Below are 15,394 nucleotides of genomic sequence, written 5' to 3' on the forward strand. Positions count from 1 at the left end.
GTCACACCACCTTGGCGTCCCGCAGTTTTGCGATCTCGTCCGCCCCGAATCCGAATTCCTTCAGCACCTCTTCGGTCTGCTCGCCGAATTCCGGCGGCCGCGCCACCATCCTGCTCGGCGTGCGCGACAGCGTCACGGGCTGGCCGACCAGGCGGATGTGACGGTCCTCGTCGTTCGGCACGTCCTGCGCGATGCCGAGATGCTTGACCTGCGCGTCCTCGAACATCTGGTCGATCGCGTAGATCGGCCCGCAGGGCACCCCGGCCTCGTTGAGCTCCCGAACCCAGGTCTCGGTCGATTTCGTCACCGTGCGCTTCTCGATCTCGGCGTTGAGCGCATCGCGGTTCTTGGAGCGGGCAGGGGCCGTTGCATAGTCGGGATGGCCAAAGAGCTCTGGTGCGCCGATCGCCTGCGCGCAACGTTCCCAGATCCGGCCGCCCGTGGTGGCGATGTTGATGTAGCCGTCGGAGGTCTTGAACACGCCGGTCGGGATGCTGGTCGGATGATTGTTGCCGGCCTGCTTGGCGACCTCCTTCTCCATCAGCCAGCGCGCGGCCTGGAAGTCGAGCATGAAGATCTGGGCCTGGAGCAGCGAGGTCTGCACCCACTGGCCCTTGCCGGAGACCTCGCGCTCGAGCAGCGCGGTGAGGATGCCCATGGCGCAGAACAGGCCCGCGGTGAGGTCGGCGACGGGAATGCCGACCCGCATCGGGCCTTCGCCCGGCGCGCCGGTGATCGACATCAGCCCGCCCATTCCTTGCGCGATCTGGTCGAAGCCCGGCCGCTTGTGGTAGGGGCCGTCCTGGCCGAAACCGGAGATGCTGCCATAGACGATGCGCGGGTTGATCGCGGCGAGGCTCTCATAGTCGATGCCGAGCTTCTTCTTCACGTCGGGCCGGAAGTTCTCGACCACGACGTCGGCCTTGGCGGCGAGACACTTGAACACGGCGAGCCCGCGCTCGTCCTTCAGGTTCAGCGTCATGGCCCGCTTGTTGCGGTGCAAATTCTGGAAGTCCGAGCCGCGCCGCGGTCCGCCCGGCTGTTCGCCGCCGGCATCCTCGGTCAGCGCGTCGATCTTGACGACATTGGCGCCCCAATCCGCAAGCTGCCGCACGCAGGTTGGCCCGGACCGGACGCGGGTCAGATCGAGCACGGTGAAGCGCGACAGGGCTTCCGAGGCATGCGGAAAGGGCATCGTGAAAGGCTCCAGGAACAGATTGTGAGCTCACCATAGTGCCGAAAGACCGAGCGGCAAGCCCGACCCAACGCGGACGTCGCCTGTCGAAATGCAAGGCCCGAGGGCAATGCCGCGGAGGGGCGGCAGCGACGTGCTGGTGCGGTCGCGGCAGTGGGCTGCTGATCTGGGGCCCTGCGGGAGTGTGTTTGCAAGGCATTGCACAAGCGGTCTAATCACCTTAAGAGGCGGCTTCAACGCGCTGATCGCCGGGAAGGATGCGGCTTGACCGACACGCAGACCGACGCGCCCGGCAAGCCCGATGGTCGCAGTGGGACCGGCGGTTCCGGACGCGTCCGGCGGCTCATGCATGGCTGGTCGGCGAACCTGGTCCAGATGGGGCTGGGGCTGACGCAGCAGCTGCTGCTGATCCCGGCCTTCCTCCACGTCTGGAGCGGCGACCTGCTCGCGGCGTGGCTCGCGATCTTTGCCGCAGGCGGCCTCGTCATCGTGGCGGATGCGGGACTGCAGCTCCGCGCGATCAACCGGTTTCTGGCCTTCAGGTCCTGCGTCGACTGCGACGGGCGCACCGCGCGCCTCTATCGCGACATGCTGCGGATTTATTTCGCCCTCGTCGCCGCTCTTGGTCTGCTGCTGTGCGGAGCCATCTATCTCGCGCCGCCCTCGTTGGTGCTTGGCTTTCATGCAACGCCGACCTTCGATGCCGCGATGCTGGTGATGACGCTCGGCACGCTTCTGAGCCTGCCCGCCAATCTTGCCGCTGGCCTCTATCGTGTGCGCGGTCAATATGGCCGCATCATCTGGCTGCAGAACGCCGCGCTGCTGCTCGGCCAGATCGCACAGCTTGTTGCGCTGTTCGCGTTCGGAAGCCTGTTCGCGGTGGCGATCGCCTGCGTGTCGATGCAGCTGCTGTTCACGATCTTCGTCGTGGCCTTCGATGCGCCGCGCCTGTTTCCGTTCCTGCGCCGCGCCCGAGGACTGCCATTCGTCGCTCCGTCATGGCGCTGGAGCATGGGACAGCTCGGCCGCGCGCTGCCCTTCGCGGTCGCCAACATCTCCGAGCTCGCGCTCGTCAACGCTCCGCTCCTGCTGGTCTCGGCGCTCGTCGCCGACCGCGTCGCGGTCGCACAATGGGGGCTGACGCGCGTGATCGCGAGCTTGGTGCGCGGACTTAGTCTCCAGCTTGCCCTGCCGTTCGGCGCCGAGCTCGGCCATGATCACGCGATCGGCGACAAGGAGCGGCTGCGCCGCCACTACGCCTACGGATCGGCGTTCGTGACCGGGCTCGCCTGCCTGGTTGTTGCGGGCATGCTGCCGCTCTGGCCCGACTTCTTCGTGCTGTGGACCCATGGCAGCATTCCCTATGACGGTCCGCTTGCGGTGATGCTGCTGCTCGGCTCGGCCGCGGCCGCGCCCTCGCAGCTGGCACTGGTCTTCGCCAGTCATAGCAATCGCGGCGAGCTCCTGATCCGGATCAAGGGGCTCCAGCTCGTCGTTTTCTTGGCTCTGTCCTTCGTCCTGATCCCGCGGTTCGGACCGCTGGGCGCGGCCTTCGCCGTGGTCGCGAGCGACATCCTGATTCAGTTCGGCCTGCTTGGACTGGTGATCATGCAACAGACCCTGCGCCGCCCGCTGAGGCACATTGCGTTCCTGCTGCTCATGGCAGTCACCGTCGTGGCGTCCGGCTGGCTGATTGGGACAGCGATCGGGGAGGTCATGCCCGGGAGCGGGCTTGCAAACTTCATCGCAAAATGCGCGGCCTGGCTGATCGTGGTTGGCGCGCTCGCAAGCCCGCTGCTGAGCAAGCCCTTGCGCGAGCGGCTGCGGGCGCTGGTCCCGGCCTAAAGCGCGATGGCATGAAGATGAACCATCATCTCATCATCGCGCTTTAGGTTATTGTTTGAGCAGGATCTTTTCGGAACACCGATACGCATTTTTCCGGATTATGCTCTAGCGAGGCGTCAGCGCCAGGCGGTGTTTCAACCGCTCGAGGTGCCGGGCGAATTGCCGGCGTCCGACCTCGGTCTCCTCAGTGAACTGGGCGAGGCGGAGCTCGCCGGCGGCGCGCAGCCGCTCGCGTGTACCCTCGTTGCCAAGCTTGGCGATCGCATCCGCGAGCGAGCGCGGATCATCGTAGTCGAACAGGATCGCGGCATCGCCGGCCTGCGCCTTGAAGGCTTGAGGATAGATCACGGGCGTGCCGACCGCCCAGGCCTCCAGCGGCGGCAGATTGGTCGGGCCGAAATAGCTCGGCATCACCAGCGCGGCGGCGCTTCGGTACAGCGCGGCCAGCTCGGCGGACTCGACGAAGCCGATGATGGAAATCTGGTCGGACAATCCATAGCTCTGGATCGCCCTGTCGAGCTTGTCGCGGCCGCTCCGGTTCGAGCCGCACAGCACGAGCCGTTCGATGATGCCCTGCTCGCGCAGCAAAGCGAGCGCGGCGAGCAGCGTGATGTGGTTCTTGTGCGGCCAGAACTGCGCCGGATAGAACAGATAGCCCGGCTCGAGCTTGTATTTCGCCAGCACGGCCGCGTCGGCCGCTGCATCGGGGGCGGACCGGCTGACATAGGTCGAGGGCGAGAACGGGATGCAGATCGCGCGCTCCCGTTCCATGGCGTAGCGCCGGCAGAGATCGTCGATCAGCTCGGGTGCATTGACGATCACTGCAACGGCCTTGGTGCTGGCGAGGCGGAACAGGATCTCGCGGCGCTCGAATTCGCCGAAGGTGCGGACCTCCGGAAACTCCGGCGCATCGCGGTGGCAGCCGTCGAAGATCGTGATTATGAAGGGCAGCTCGTAGAGCAGCAAATGCCGCTTCGAGGTCGAGGTGAAGTGCACGACGTCGATGCCGTCGCGGATCAGCGCGCGCTCGAACGGCGATTTGAGCTCCAGCGCGATCTGGACGAGATCGAAGGGACCGCAATATTTCAGGAACAGGAAAAGGTGGTCGGAGAAGCCGAACTTGCGCAGCCGCGCCTCGATGCCGAATTCCTTCAGGATCGCCAGCGTCTTCGGGTAGGGCGAGTAGACCACGATCTCGTTGCCGGACTCCGCGGCCCACTCGCGCAGCCAGAGCAGGTCGTTGAGCGGCTGCTGGAAGCCGCCGCCGAGTTCGAGCGCCTGTTCGAGCATGACGGCGAGCCGTAGTGGTCTCACGGCGTGGGGCTCTTTCTGGCCACCGCATAGGCCGCCCAAATCTTCGAATTCGGCGCGTCCTGCGTCAGCCATGCGGCGTGCGCGGCAGGCTGGAAGCCGCTCGCGGCAAGCGCCGCGTCGATCTCGAACGGAAACCAGTAGCGCATATGGTGCGCTTCATCGACCCGGCGGATCGTGGCGCTCTTGGTGTCCTCGCAGAACAGCGTGTAGTTCACGGTGACGGTCGCGGCCCGTTCGTCATGGTCGGATTGCGCGATGCGGGTGAGGCGGAGTGGCGTCTGCTCGATCACCTTGACCCGGGTCTCGACGCCCTGCGCCAGCACGGCGCCGCCATACCAATAGTCGAAGAAGAATACGCCGCCCGGCTTCAGCGCGGCATAAGCGGTGCGGAACATCGCCGCCAGTGCATCGCGGCTGGTCTGATAGCTCGCAACGTGGAACAGCGACACCACGGCATCGAAGTCGCGTTCGGGGCCGGCCTTGCAGGCATCGCCTTGCCGGAACGGGATCGACAGCCCGGCCTGCTCGGCGCGCGCCTTCGCGCTCGCGATCATCTCGTGGCTGAGATCGATGCCGGCAACGTTCCACCCCTGGCGCGCGAAGGCGAGTGCGTGCAGACCGGTGCCGCAGCCGAGATCGAGCAGCTTGCCGGAGGAAACGCCGTAATCGCGCAGGCGCGCTTCGACAAACGCCGTCTCCGCCGCGTAGTCTTTGTCGCGGTAGAGGAGATCGTACCAGGGCGCGTAGTCGGCGAACACCGTCACGCCAGGATCTCCGTCAGCGCCTGCGCCGAGCGAGCGATCTCGTCGGCGGTCAAGGCAAGCCCGCTTGGCAGGTAAAAACCGCGCCGGGCGATGTATTCCGCGTTCGGATGACGCTCCTCGAGCATCAGGCCCATCCGGCGTAATACCGGCTGCTCGTGCATGCACCAGAAGAACGGCCGCGTGCCGATGCCCTTCTCGCCGAGCCGGCGCATCGCCTCCTTGGCGTCGAACGGCACGTCGTCGTTCAGGACGATGCCGTAGACCCAGTAGATGTTGTCGGCATAGGAGGTGCGGGCAACGGGACGTCGGATGCGGTTGAGGCCGCCGAGATGCTCGTCATAGAGCCGGCCGATCCGGCGCTTGAGCTCGACGGTGCGCGGCAGGCGCTCGACCTGGGCGACGCCGAGCGCGGCCTGGAGATTGGTCATGCGCGCGTTCCAGCCGAGCTCCTCGTGGACGAAGCGCTGCTGCGGCTGGAAGCAGAGATTGCGCAGGCTTTGGAGCCGGTCGGCGAGCGCGGCGTCGTCGGTGAGGATCATGCCGCCTTCACCGGTCGTAACGTGCTTGTTGGGATAGAAGCTGAAGGTCGAGACGTCGCCGAAGCCGCCGCAGGGCGCGCCGCGATAGGTCTGGCCGTGCATCTCGGCGGCGTCCTCGATCACCTTCAGATCGTGCTTGCGCGCGAGCGCCAGGATCGGATCGAGATCGACCGGCAGGCCGTAGATGTGCACCAGCATGATCGCGCGCGTGCGCGGCGTGATCGCGGCCTCGACGCCCTCGGCCGTCATGTTCCAGGTCGCAGGATCGCAGTCGACCCCGACTGGAACGAGGCCGGCGCGCACGATCGCGGCGGCGCAGCTGATGATGGTGAAGGTCGGGATGATGACCTCGGAGCCTTCTTCGAGCCCGAGCGCATGAACGGCGATGTCGAGCGCGACCGAGCCGTTGGTCACGGCGACGCCGTGACGCCGTCCGGTGGCCTCGGCCATCGCCTGCTCGAAACGCTTGATGAACGGTCCCTCCGAGGAGATCCATCCGGTGCGGATGCATTCGGCGAGATAGTCGGCCTCGTTGCCGTCGAGCAGCGGCGTGTTGACGGGAATGAACGGCGCGCTCACAGGTTCGGGCCCTTGATCCGGATTTCGGACGGCGCGGCTTCCGGGAAGCGGGTCTTGTCGTTCTCGCCGGAATAGGGACCTTGCTTGACCTCGAACATCTCGAGCGGTTCGAGCACGTGGAAGCCGTGTGCGCCGCTGCACAGCAGGATGAGGTCGCCCGCACCGAGCACGCGGCTTTCGAGATATTTTTCCTCGACCGTGTAGAAATCGACCTGGAGCTTGCCCTTCTGGATCAGCAGGACTTCCTGGGTGTAGTGCACCTCGCGCGTCACCTTGTTGTGGCGATGCGGCTCGATGCTCTTGCCCTTCGGATGGCTCATGAAGGCGAGCTGCTGCGAGAGTTCCGGCGTCGAAAAGAAATGGATACCCGGCTCGCGAAACGAGGCGCGCACGATGATCGCATAGAGCTGATCGCCGAATCGAACATGTTCGACGTGTTCCATCTCAAGGCCTCGACAAAAATCGCTGTAATTAGAGGGACATAGCGTCAGTTTCCGGCACTTTGGCCATTTTGGCCGGGACCGTCAAGGGCGACCGAGGATGGCAGTCGGTGCGACTGTCGTCAGGATAAGCCGACAGGCCAAGGGACCGAGTCCGCCAGCCCGTTGCACGGGGAGAGTCAAAGCTTCTTCAAGCGCCTCACGATGATCGTGCGGCCTTGGTGAGCGCCTGTGCAATCATACGCATCGTTTCGGCGTCGAGATAAGGATGCATGGGGAGGCTGACGACCTGCTGTGCAATGCGCTCTGAAACCTCCAATCCGCCTACGACGCGGCACAGCGATCGATAGGCCGGCTGCATATGTACGGGGATCGGATAGTGAATTGCCGTCGGCACTCCAGCATCCTTCAGCGAAGCGACGACAGCATCGCGTTTGTCTGTCTTCACTGTAAACTGGGCCCAGACGCAGGTCCGATCGTTACGAACGGCCGGAGCTTGAATACCGGGGATCTCTGCGACCATGTCGCGGTAAGTTCGTCCGATACGGATCCGCTCCGCGATCTCCCAATCGAAGATATCGAGCTTCGCGAGAATCACCGCACACTGCAGCGTGTCCATGCGACCGCCCACACCGACGCGGGTGTGATAGTATCGCCTTTCCTGGCCATGGATTCGTATCTCCCTCATGGCCTTCGCAAGCGTGTCGTCGGAGACAAAAATAGCGCCTCCATCTCCGAAGCAACCAAGTGGCTTGCTCGGGAAGAAGCTGGTGCAACCTATCGAGGATACGTTGCAGCTTTTGCGTGACCGATATTCGGCACCGAAACTTTGAGCAGCGTCCTCGATCACGGGAATTCCGTGTTTCTCACCGATCGCATTGATTTCGTCCATGTCGGCGGTCGCCCCGTAGAGCGACACTGGCATGATCGCCTTTGTGCGCGAGGTGATCGCGCTTTCGATCTTCTCCGCGTTGACGTTGCAGGTGTCCGGCTCGACATCGACGAGCACTGGGGTTGCTCCAAGTAAAACGATGACCTCTGCCGTCGCGACAAATGTAAAGGGCGTGGTGATGACTTCGTCGCCGGGGCCTACACCCAGTGCCATCAGGGCAATTAGAAGCGCTTCGGTGCCAGAAGCCACGCTGATGCAATGCTTCGCGCCAGTATAGGCCGCCAGCCGCTGCTCCATCTCGGCGACTTCAGGGCCCATGATGAACTGGCCGTGATCGAGCACTCTCTGCATGCGCTCGTCAATTGCCCCCCGAATTGATCGCAGCTGCGCCTTCAAATCGATAAATTCTATGGGCATAACCAGCTTCCTTCCGAAGTGAGATTACAAGCAGCGCCTTAACGACAAAGGCTTCAGCCAGACGTTGTCGCGAGCATCTCGCCAATTCCGCTTTACCGGACCTGAGGCGGTCTTAACAAGGTCCAGCGTCGGCGGCACAGCGTCTTCTCGGCGAAAATTCATCTTGGCCTGGTCCTGCTACCGGAGTCGATTTGTCGAGGGCGGATCCAGTCACGATATGTCTCTCGACCAGGATTAGCCGATGAATCCAAGGATTTGTTCGACGCGCCGACGAAACGTGTGGGCCGCAAACGTCCGATCCTGGCCCGCCTGAGCAATGGACCTGCACATTGCCTCGTCGGCGAGGTAGTGATCGATCATGGCAAGGCAGTCCTTGGTATCGCGCCATGCCGCGACCTCGCGCTGAGGTGAAAACAGGGTGTGCAGATTGTCCTTGAGGTCGGTGAGAAGGAATGCACCGACACCTGTCGCTTCAAACAGACGCGCATTGCCGGCCTCCTGGCCTGCGAGATCGATGTGCGAATTGAGCGTAATGCGAGAGGCGCGGAGCGCCTGATACATCTCGCTCCCCCAAACCTCACCCTGATAACAGCGATGTAGCGGTGAGGAAGCCGGGAGAGTGTGCAGGCCGCTTCCGAACAGTTTGAGATCGTAGTAGCGAGCCACTGCCTCAAGCTGGGCGACGCGGCTCTTGTGATCCGCAGTCACTGCGCCGACAAAGGTGACTTCAAACTTTTGCGGCGATGGCGGTGGTAGCGCCTCCAGAATCGAAGGCTCGAAGGCGAGGTGCACGACTTCAGCGCGCGCGCCGCGCCTGCGGAAGAATTCCACGATGGAAGCCATCTGAGAGATCATGAGGTCGTAGACCGACCAGTCCTCGCCACGCGGCGGAGATATGCCGGTTTGGCCAATCAGGATTGGGCGGCCGATCTGCTTGATCCGGCGCGCGAGGCGCGTGTCGACGTGATACAGATCCTGATTGAGGACGAGATCGGGCTTGAAGTCCTCGATCTGCGCCAGCAGGATCTGTTCCGCCTCCGTGTCGAGGCGTGGGCTCAACCCAACTTTGCGCGCGAGCGGCCTTAACATCGGCTTTGCAGGGGCCACCGCGCGCTGCAGCCAGCCAGGAATTGCGTTGCGCCCGGAAGCCGCGCCGGGTGGCGGTGGCGTGGTCACGGCAAGGCCGTGCTCGCGCGCCCAAGCTGCCCGCATCCATGGATTGTTGACGTGGATGTCCCTTGCGGCATGCCCAAGGCCGCCAAAATTGCGGGAGTAGAAATCCGCAACGCCGAACAGGCTGGCGTTTCGTGCGGCCATCTGCGCCGCGTAAGGCTCGTTCTCAAGGCCCGGTCGTCGTCTGTAGAGCCACGCGAGAAAGCGCGGATAGTCGGCATTCAAAACGAGCACACGCATCATTCAAAGCCTTTAGGGGGAACTTTCGAGGATTAGATAGCAGACCGGCGAACGAAACAAAAAAGTGTCGAGTCTGCCTGTGTCGCGCGAGGCGAGCAGGCGGCAGACGAAAAGCTCTTCAGGGAAACCTTGGTATTGATCAGCGCGACAACCGCTTCAGCTCAGCGCGCGCCTTCTCGGCCAGCGGGTCATCGCCATGGCGCGCGATGAACAGCTGGAACGCCTCCGCCGTCCCCTTCTGACGAGCCAGCTCGAATTCCTCGGCGACCGCGGCCCCAGGGTCGCGGGCCGGGGGAACCGACGGCGCGCGCTGCGCTGGGCCGCCGTCGTTCGCACTGGCTTTTCCGACCATGACGGGCAGTCCTCCGAGGGGCAGGTGGTCCGGCCCCGAAAGCGCCATCATGGCGCCGACCAGGCCTACGGGGATCAGGTGGAGTTTCATAAGTTCCCTAGCAAATCACGCGGCCAGTCGGAACCGGCATCGTCATACCGGTGCGTATGAGTACCGGATTGATGCTTACCACGGTGCTGCGGCAGAGGAGCGGCTCGCATTGCCCAATTTTAACCAAACGTATATTTCTCTAGCTAGAATCAGCTGTCTGCACCCCGAAGCGAGCGGGGCCTGCGTTCGGAGATTCTCTTGGCGACTGCTGTCAACGTTAGTGCAACGAACAACGCAGACATAGATGGCCTGCTGGCGGGCACCAAATGGTCCGGCACGATCAGCTATAGCTTCCCGACCTCGTCCAGCACTTATGCCAATCCCTACTCCGGCGTCAGCGAACCGACGACGTCGGGCTTTGCCACGGCGCCGACCCAGATGCAGGCCGCGATCAACTACGCCATCGCGCTGATCAAGAGCTACACCGGCGCCAGTATCACCTATAACGGCACCGGTAGTGCCGACATCATGGTCGCGCAGTCGCCGGCGGCCAATCCAACGTCCTACGCCTATTACCCCGGTAATTACGCGGCCGGCGGCGACATCTGGTTCGGCACGCAGTACGACTATACGCAGGCGAAGCTCGGCAATTACTATTTCACGACCGCGCTGCACGAGCTCGGCCATGCGCTGGGCCTCAAGCACAGCCAGGAGACCGGCGGCGTCGCCAATGTGGCAGTGCCAAGCGCGCATGACGATAGCGAATACACCGTCATGAGCTATCGCAGTTATGTCGGCGGTCCGCTCACCGGCTACACCAACGAGGCCTACGGATATCCGCAGACCTATATGGCCAACGATATCCTCGCACTGCAGACGCTGTATGGCGCGAACTACAACACCCAGAGCGGCAACACGGTCTACACCTGGAGCCCGACAACGGGGCAAGAGTTCATCAACGGCGCCGGACAACTCGCACCGGGCGGCGGCGTCGGCGGTTCGGCCAACCGCATCTACGAGACGGTCTGGGACGGGAACGGCGTCGATACCTATGACCTCTCGAACTACACCACGAACCTGACCATCAATCTCAATCCGGGCGCCTCGTCGGTGTTCTCCACCGCGCAGCTGGCCTATCTCGGCAACGGCCACTACGCATCCGGCAACGTGTACAACGCCTATCTCTACAACGGCGATGCGCGCTCCTACATCGACAACGCCACCGGCGGCTCCGGCAATGACACCATCATCGGCAACGCCATCGCCAACGTTCTGAAGGGGGGCGCCGGCAACGACACCATCACTGGCGGCGGTGGCAACGACACCATCGACGGCGGTACCGGCACCGATACGGCGGCCTATTCGGGCAATCTGGCGAATTACGCGGTGACGTACAACGCGACCACGCAGACCTTCACGATTGCTGATCAACGGGCCGGTTCGCCGGACGGTACCGATACCATCACGAACTTCGAGTCTTTCCAGTTTGCCGACGGCACGCTCTCGAGCGCCGCCCTCATCAACCAGCTTACGCCGGTCGTGATCGAGGCGATCGGCACCACCAGCCTGGTGCAAGTTGGCGCAAACTACTTCATGAATCCTGTCGGGGGCGGGACCGGCCCCGAGCTGCAATCCAACGGCGCACCGGTGTATGCCGGGGAGTTCGGGAGTTGGGCGCCGATCGGGGCGGTTCAAGTTGGCGGAGGTTATGACGTCGCCTGGAAGCAAGCGGGCGCGGCGCTGTTCACCATCTGGGGCACCGATGCGAACGGAGCTTGGACCTCCAATCTAAGCAACGGTACCGTTGGTGGGAGTAGCACAACGCTCGAGTCGTTTGAATCCACCTTCCAACAGGACCTCAACGGCGACGGCGTAATCGGGATTCCCACCACGGTCATCCACACTGACGGAACGACGAGCCTGGTGCAAGTTGGCGCAAATTATTTCCTAAACCCGGCCGGGGGCGGGACCGGCCCCGAGCTGCAATCCAACGGCGCACCGGTATATGCCGGCGAGTTCGGGAGTTGGGCGCCGATCGGGGCGGTTCAAGTTGGCGGAGGTTATGACGTCGCCTGGAAGCAAGCGGGCGCGGCACTGTTCACCATCTGGGGCACCGATGCGAACGGAGCTTGGACCTCCAATCTCAGCAACGGTACCGTTGGTGGGAGTAGCACAACGCTCGAGTCGTTTGAATCCACCTTCCAACAGGACCTCAATGGCGACGGCGTAATCGGATTTCCCACCACGGTCATCCACACTGACGGAACGACGAGCCTGGTGCAAGTTGGCGCAAATTACTTCCTAAACCCGGTCGGGGGCGGGACCGGCCCCGAGCTGCAATCCAACGGCGCACCGGTATATGCCGGGGAGTTCGGGAGTTGGGCGCCGATCGGGGCGGTTCAAGTTGGCGGAGGTTATGACGTCGCCTGGAAGCAAGCGGACGCGGCGCTGTTCACCATCTGGGGCACCGATGCGAACGGAGCTTGGACCTCCAATCTCAGCAACGGTACCGTTGGTGGGAGTAGCACAACGCTCGAGTCGTTTGAATCCACCTTCCAACAGGACCTCAACGGCGACGGCGTAATCGGGATTCCCACCACGGTCATCCACACTGACGGAACGACGAGCCTGGTGCAAGTTGGCGCAAACTACTTCATGAATCCTGTCGGGGGCGGGACCGGCCCCGAGCTGCAATCCAACGGCGCACCGGTATATGCCGGCGAGTTCGGGAGTTGGGCGCCGATCGGGGCGGTTCAAGTTGGCGGAGGTTATGACGTCGCCTGGAAGGAAGCGGGCGCGGCACTGTTCACCATCTGGGGCACTGATGCGAACGGAGCTTGGACCTCCAATCTCACCAACGGTACCGTTGGTGGGAGTAGCGCTACACTCGAGTCGTTTGAATCCACTTTCCACCAGGACTTCAACGGCGATGGAGTGATCGGCCCACCCGCATCCAAGGCCCTGGAGGGGGGGGCGTCGGCGAACGCGGCAGGCGGAAATGGCACTTTTAGTGGCGTGATGCTCACGTTGCACTCGCCGTCGAACTTCAGCGGCGACGGTACGCTCGCCGGATCCGACAAGATTGATCTGCTCGGCATGAATTTCCAATCGCTTTATTCGCGTTTTGAGAGTTCTTCCGGCGTGCTTTTGGCGAGCGACGGATCGAAAACAGTGACCCTTCAGTTCGACGGGCAATATACCCAAGATAGCTTCCACTTCGTCGACGACAGTCATGGAGGAGCCTTGATCGTCGCCGCAACGCACCCCGATCAACCAGCAAGCCCGATGCCCAGCTTCGCCGTGCACGAGTCATTTGTGTTTACGCCGAATTTCGGACAGGTGACTCTAGCCAACTTCGCGCCCGGCGCGGACACTATTCAATTCAGCAAATCGCAGTTTGCCGATATGGCGTCACTCCTAGCGGCAACACACGACGATGCATCTGGCAATGCCCACATTGTCGATGCGGCGGGCGACGCGATCACGCTCCAGCACGTCACGAAGGTGCAACTGGCAGCGTTCCAGAACGACTTTCACTTTGTCTAGTCGGCAAGATATGCTACGCGGCGAACGGAAACCTTCGGCTTACGTGTGGGCCCGACCAGTAGGTCCCGGCAAGATGTTACTGGTTGCGTTACACGATCCGAACGAGGTCGACCGCTCGCGGAAGCGCTAGGCGGCACGCAACCGAGGTTGACGTTCATCTCGTGAACAAGCTATTGGTGCCAGCGTTCGAACTGACGGTTTAGTTCAGGACGGGACGACGGCTTTGCGTGCGCTTATCTCAAGCAAGACAGGTTAGCCCGTGTGCGGCATATTCGGTCTTATCACCAGGAACGGGCCCGTTGACGCTGATCAAATTGATCTGCTGACCGATCTCGTCGCCCACCGTGGTCCGGACGGGCGCGGGGTGAGGATCAACAAGAACGTCGGATTGGGACACCGGAGACTGGCCATCATCGATCTGAGCGATGACGGCGCGCAGCCAATGCGCGACAGGGATCTGCCCGTGTGGATTACGTATAACGGTGAGATTTACAATTATCTTGAGCTGCGCGCGGAGCTTCAAGCGCTCGGACATGTCTTTCACACCGCCTCGGACACCGAGGTCTTGCTAGCGGCCTATATTCGCTGGGGCGAGAAGTGCCTCGATCGCTTCAACGGCATGTGGTCATTTGCGATTCACGACGAACGCGACAACACACTATTCTGCGCCCGCGACCGCTTCGGCGTGAAGCCGTTCTACTATGTCAATACGGCGACGCACTTCGCGTTCGGCTCGGAGATTCGTCAGCTACTTCCTTTGATCGAACGCCCCGTTGCCGATGATGATCTTGTTAGTGATTTTCTCGTCTGTGGACTGACTGACCATACCAATCGGACTTTCTTCAAGGGTGTAGAAAAGCTGCCGCCGGGACACTGGATGCGCGTCGACGTGTCTACAACTCGGTTCGAACTCAAGCGCTACTATTCTCTAGCTCCTCGTTCGCTCGAAACCGATGAGGTCGATCAGGCGCGATTGCTCAGAGCGCTCCTTGATGACGCCACCCGTTTGCGGTTGCGATCAGACGTTCGCGTCGGAACGTGCCTGTCGGGCGGGTTGGACAGTTCAAGCGTCGCGACGCTGGCGGCGAAGCGCTACTCGTCGAGCGAGCGCTTCTTTGCGATTACAGCCATCAGCGAGCAGGTGACCAACAACGAGGAGGCCTATGCTGCCGAGATTGCAGCAAAATCAGATTTAAATTGGCTGCGTACTAGGCCGAGCTATGAACAATTTGCGTCGACAGCGGAGATATTGCTGGAGGTGCAGGAGGAGCCGTTCGCCGGCCCTTCGATTATGATGCAATATGAGGTGATGAAAACTGCGCGGTCAAATGGCGTGATCGTGCTCCTCGACGGTCAAGGCGGCGATGAAACGCTGCTGGGCTACCATCGCTATTACGCCGCCTGGCTGCTCGACCATTTTCGCCGTGGCGGAGTAGGCGGATTTTTTTCTGCCTTCGCTGACGCCACGGAAGCGGGGATTTCCCCGCGACGATTGCTGATGTATTTGTTTGGAGCTAGTTCGGCGCGACTGCGTGCGGCTTTCTATCGCTGGCGATATTCCTTCCTAAAGAAGCCGGACCTGCCGGACTCCCTCCGTCGCTTTGCGCGGCAGACCAGGGACGCGCAGGAAATGCAGGTGCTGGAGATCAACGAAACGAATCTACCGATGCTGCTGCGTTTCGAGGATAAGAATTCCATGCGATTTGGGGTCGAAACGCGCTTGCCGTTCCTTGACTATCGCTTTGTGGAATTTGCCTTAAACCTGCCCACGCGCATTAAATTGAACAAGGGGTGGGCCAAGTGGCCGCTCCGGGCTGCCATGCAGGACCTACTGCCGGCGAGCATCGCTTGGCGGAAGGACAAGATTGGATTTGCTGCCCCCGATCAACTATGGCTTGGCCGGCACTCGTCCGCGATGTATCGCAAGGTGGTCGCTAGTACGCTGCTTGCTCGATACGTTGACATGGATACGGTCAAGAGGAAATTCCACCAGCTCGATCTTGGAATGCGTTGGCGCCTGTACTGTGTAGCGCTTTGGGGCGAGCGCTTCCGGGTTGAAGCCCCATGA

At 62.2% G+C, this 15,394-nt stretch carries 11 protein-coding genes; 3 read left to right on the top strand and 8 right to left on the bottom strand.

All coding sequences use genetic code 11. The annotated features are described in order from the left end of the window. Nucleotide 1 precedes the first annotated feature (1 nt). Nucleotides 2-1,195 (bottom strand): CoA transferase, encoded by a 1,194-nt coding sequence (locus AAFG16_RS18405; protein WP_342740097.1) that lies wholly within the window; start codon nt 1,193-1,195, stop codon nt 2-4. Nucleotides 1,196-1,459: 264 nt separating this feature from the next. Here AAFG16_RS18405 and AAFG16_RS18410 point away from each other — a divergent pair, with 264 nt between their 5' ends. Further along, nucleotides 1,460-3,040, top strand: coding sequence for a hypothetical protein (locus tag AAFG16_RS18410; protein WP_342740098.1), 1,581 nt, complete (start codon nt 1,460-1,462; stop codon nt 3,038-3,040). 105 nt (nt 3,041-3,145) lie between these two features. On the opposite strand, the gene AAFG16_RS18415 is transcribed toward AAFG16_RS18410, so the two are convergent. The 7 genes from AAFG16_RS18415 to AAFG16_RS18445 form a co-directional block, all read right to left on the bottom strand. Then, nucleotides 3,146-4,354: a glycosyltransferase gene (locus tag AAFG16_RS18415; protein ID WP_342740099.1), complete on the bottom strand. Its 1,209-nt coding sequence runs from the start codon at nt 4,352-4,354 to the stop codon at nt 3,146-3,148. Then, complete coding sequence (locus tag AAFG16_RS18420) at nt 4,351-5,118, bottom strand: class I SAM-dependent methyltransferase (protein WP_342740100.1); 768 nt, start codon at nt 5,116-5,118, stop codon at nt 4,351-4,353. The genes AAFG16_RS18415 and AAFG16_RS18420 overlap by 4 nt, the downstream gene beginning before the upstream one ends. Continuing rightward, nucleotides 5,115-6,236 (bottom strand): DegT/DnrJ/EryC1/StrS family aminotransferase, encoded by a 1,122-nt coding sequence (locus AAFG16_RS18425; RefSeq protein ID WP_342740101.1) that lies wholly within the window; start codon nt 6,234-6,236, stop codon nt 5,115-5,117. Before AAFG16_RS18425 ends, AAFG16_RS18420 begins: the two co-directional genes overlap by 4 nt. Continuing rightward, complete coding sequence (locus tag AAFG16_RS18430; RefSeq protein ID WP_265440953.1) at nt 6,233-6,679, bottom strand: hypothetical protein; 447 nt, start codon at nt 6,677-6,679, stop codon at nt 6,233-6,235. Before AAFG16_RS18430 ends, AAFG16_RS18425 begins: the two co-directional genes overlap by 4 nt. A 196-nt stretch (nt 6,680-6,875) precedes the next feature. Continuing rightward, a complete protein-coding gene (locus AAFG16_RS18435) occupies nt 6,876-7,985 on the bottom strand; it encodes a DegT/DnrJ/EryC1/StrS family aminotransferase (RefSeq protein WP_342740102.1) in 1,110 nt (369 codons plus the stop codon). Between the two features lie 234 nt (nt 7,986-8,219). Next, nucleotides 8,220-9,401 (bottom strand): glycosyltransferase, encoded by a 1,182-nt coding sequence (locus AAFG16_RS18440; RefSeq protein WP_342740103.1) that lies wholly within the window; start codon nt 9,399-9,401, stop codon nt 8,220-8,222. A 136-nt stretch (nt 9,402-9,537) separates the two neighbouring features. After that, entirely contained in the window at nt 9,538-9,840 is a 303-nt protein-coding gene (locus tag AAFG16_RS18445) for a hypothetical protein (protein ID WP_342740104.1), read from the bottom strand. Nucleotides 9,841-10,038: 198 nt separating this feature from the next. Between AAFG16_RS18445 and AAFG16_RS18450 the strand changes: the two genes are divergently transcribed. Further along, on the top strand, nt 10,039-13,326 hold the full coding sequence (locus AAFG16_RS18450; RefSeq protein WP_342740105.1) for a matrixin family metalloprotease: 3,288 nt from the start codon (nt 10,039-10,041) through the stop codon (nt 13,324-13,326). 259 nt (nt 13,327-13,585) lie between these two features. Then, on the top strand, nt 13,586-15,394 hold the full coding sequence (gene asnB, locus AAFG16_RS18455; RefSeq protein ID WP_342740106.1) for an asparagine synthase (glutamine-hydrolyzing): 1,809 nt from the start codon (nt 13,586-13,588) through the stop codon (nt 15,392-15,394).

The sequence above is a fragment of the Bradyrhizobium sp. B117 genome (assembly GCF_038969555.1).
Lineage (GTDB): Bacteria > Pseudomonadota > Alphaproteobacteria > Rhizobiales > Xanthobacteraceae > Bradyrhizobium.

Bases quoted from the DNA above. Each gene is read 5' to 3' on its own strand.
- AAFG16_RS18435 (WP_342740102.1), bottom strand. From the start codon at position 7,985: ATGCCCATAGAATTTATCGATTTGAAGGCGCAGCTGCGATCAATTCGG.
- AAFG16_RS18440 (WP_342740103.1), bottom strand. From the start codon at position 9,401: ATGATGCGTGTGCTCGTTTTGAATGCCGACTATCCGCGCTTTCTCGCG.
- AAFG16_RS18405 (WP_342740097.1), bottom strand. From the start codon at position 1,195: ATGCCCTTTCCGCATGCCTCGGAAGCCCTGTCGCGCTTCACCGTGCTC.
- AAFG16_RS18445 (WP_342740104.1), bottom strand. From the start codon at position 9,840: ATGAAACTCCACCTGATCCCCGTAGGCCTGGTCGGCGCCATGATGGCG.
- AAFG16_RS18430 (WP_265440953.1), bottom strand. From the start codon at position 6,679: ATGGAACACGTCGAACATGTTCGATTCGGCGATCAGCTCTATGCGATC.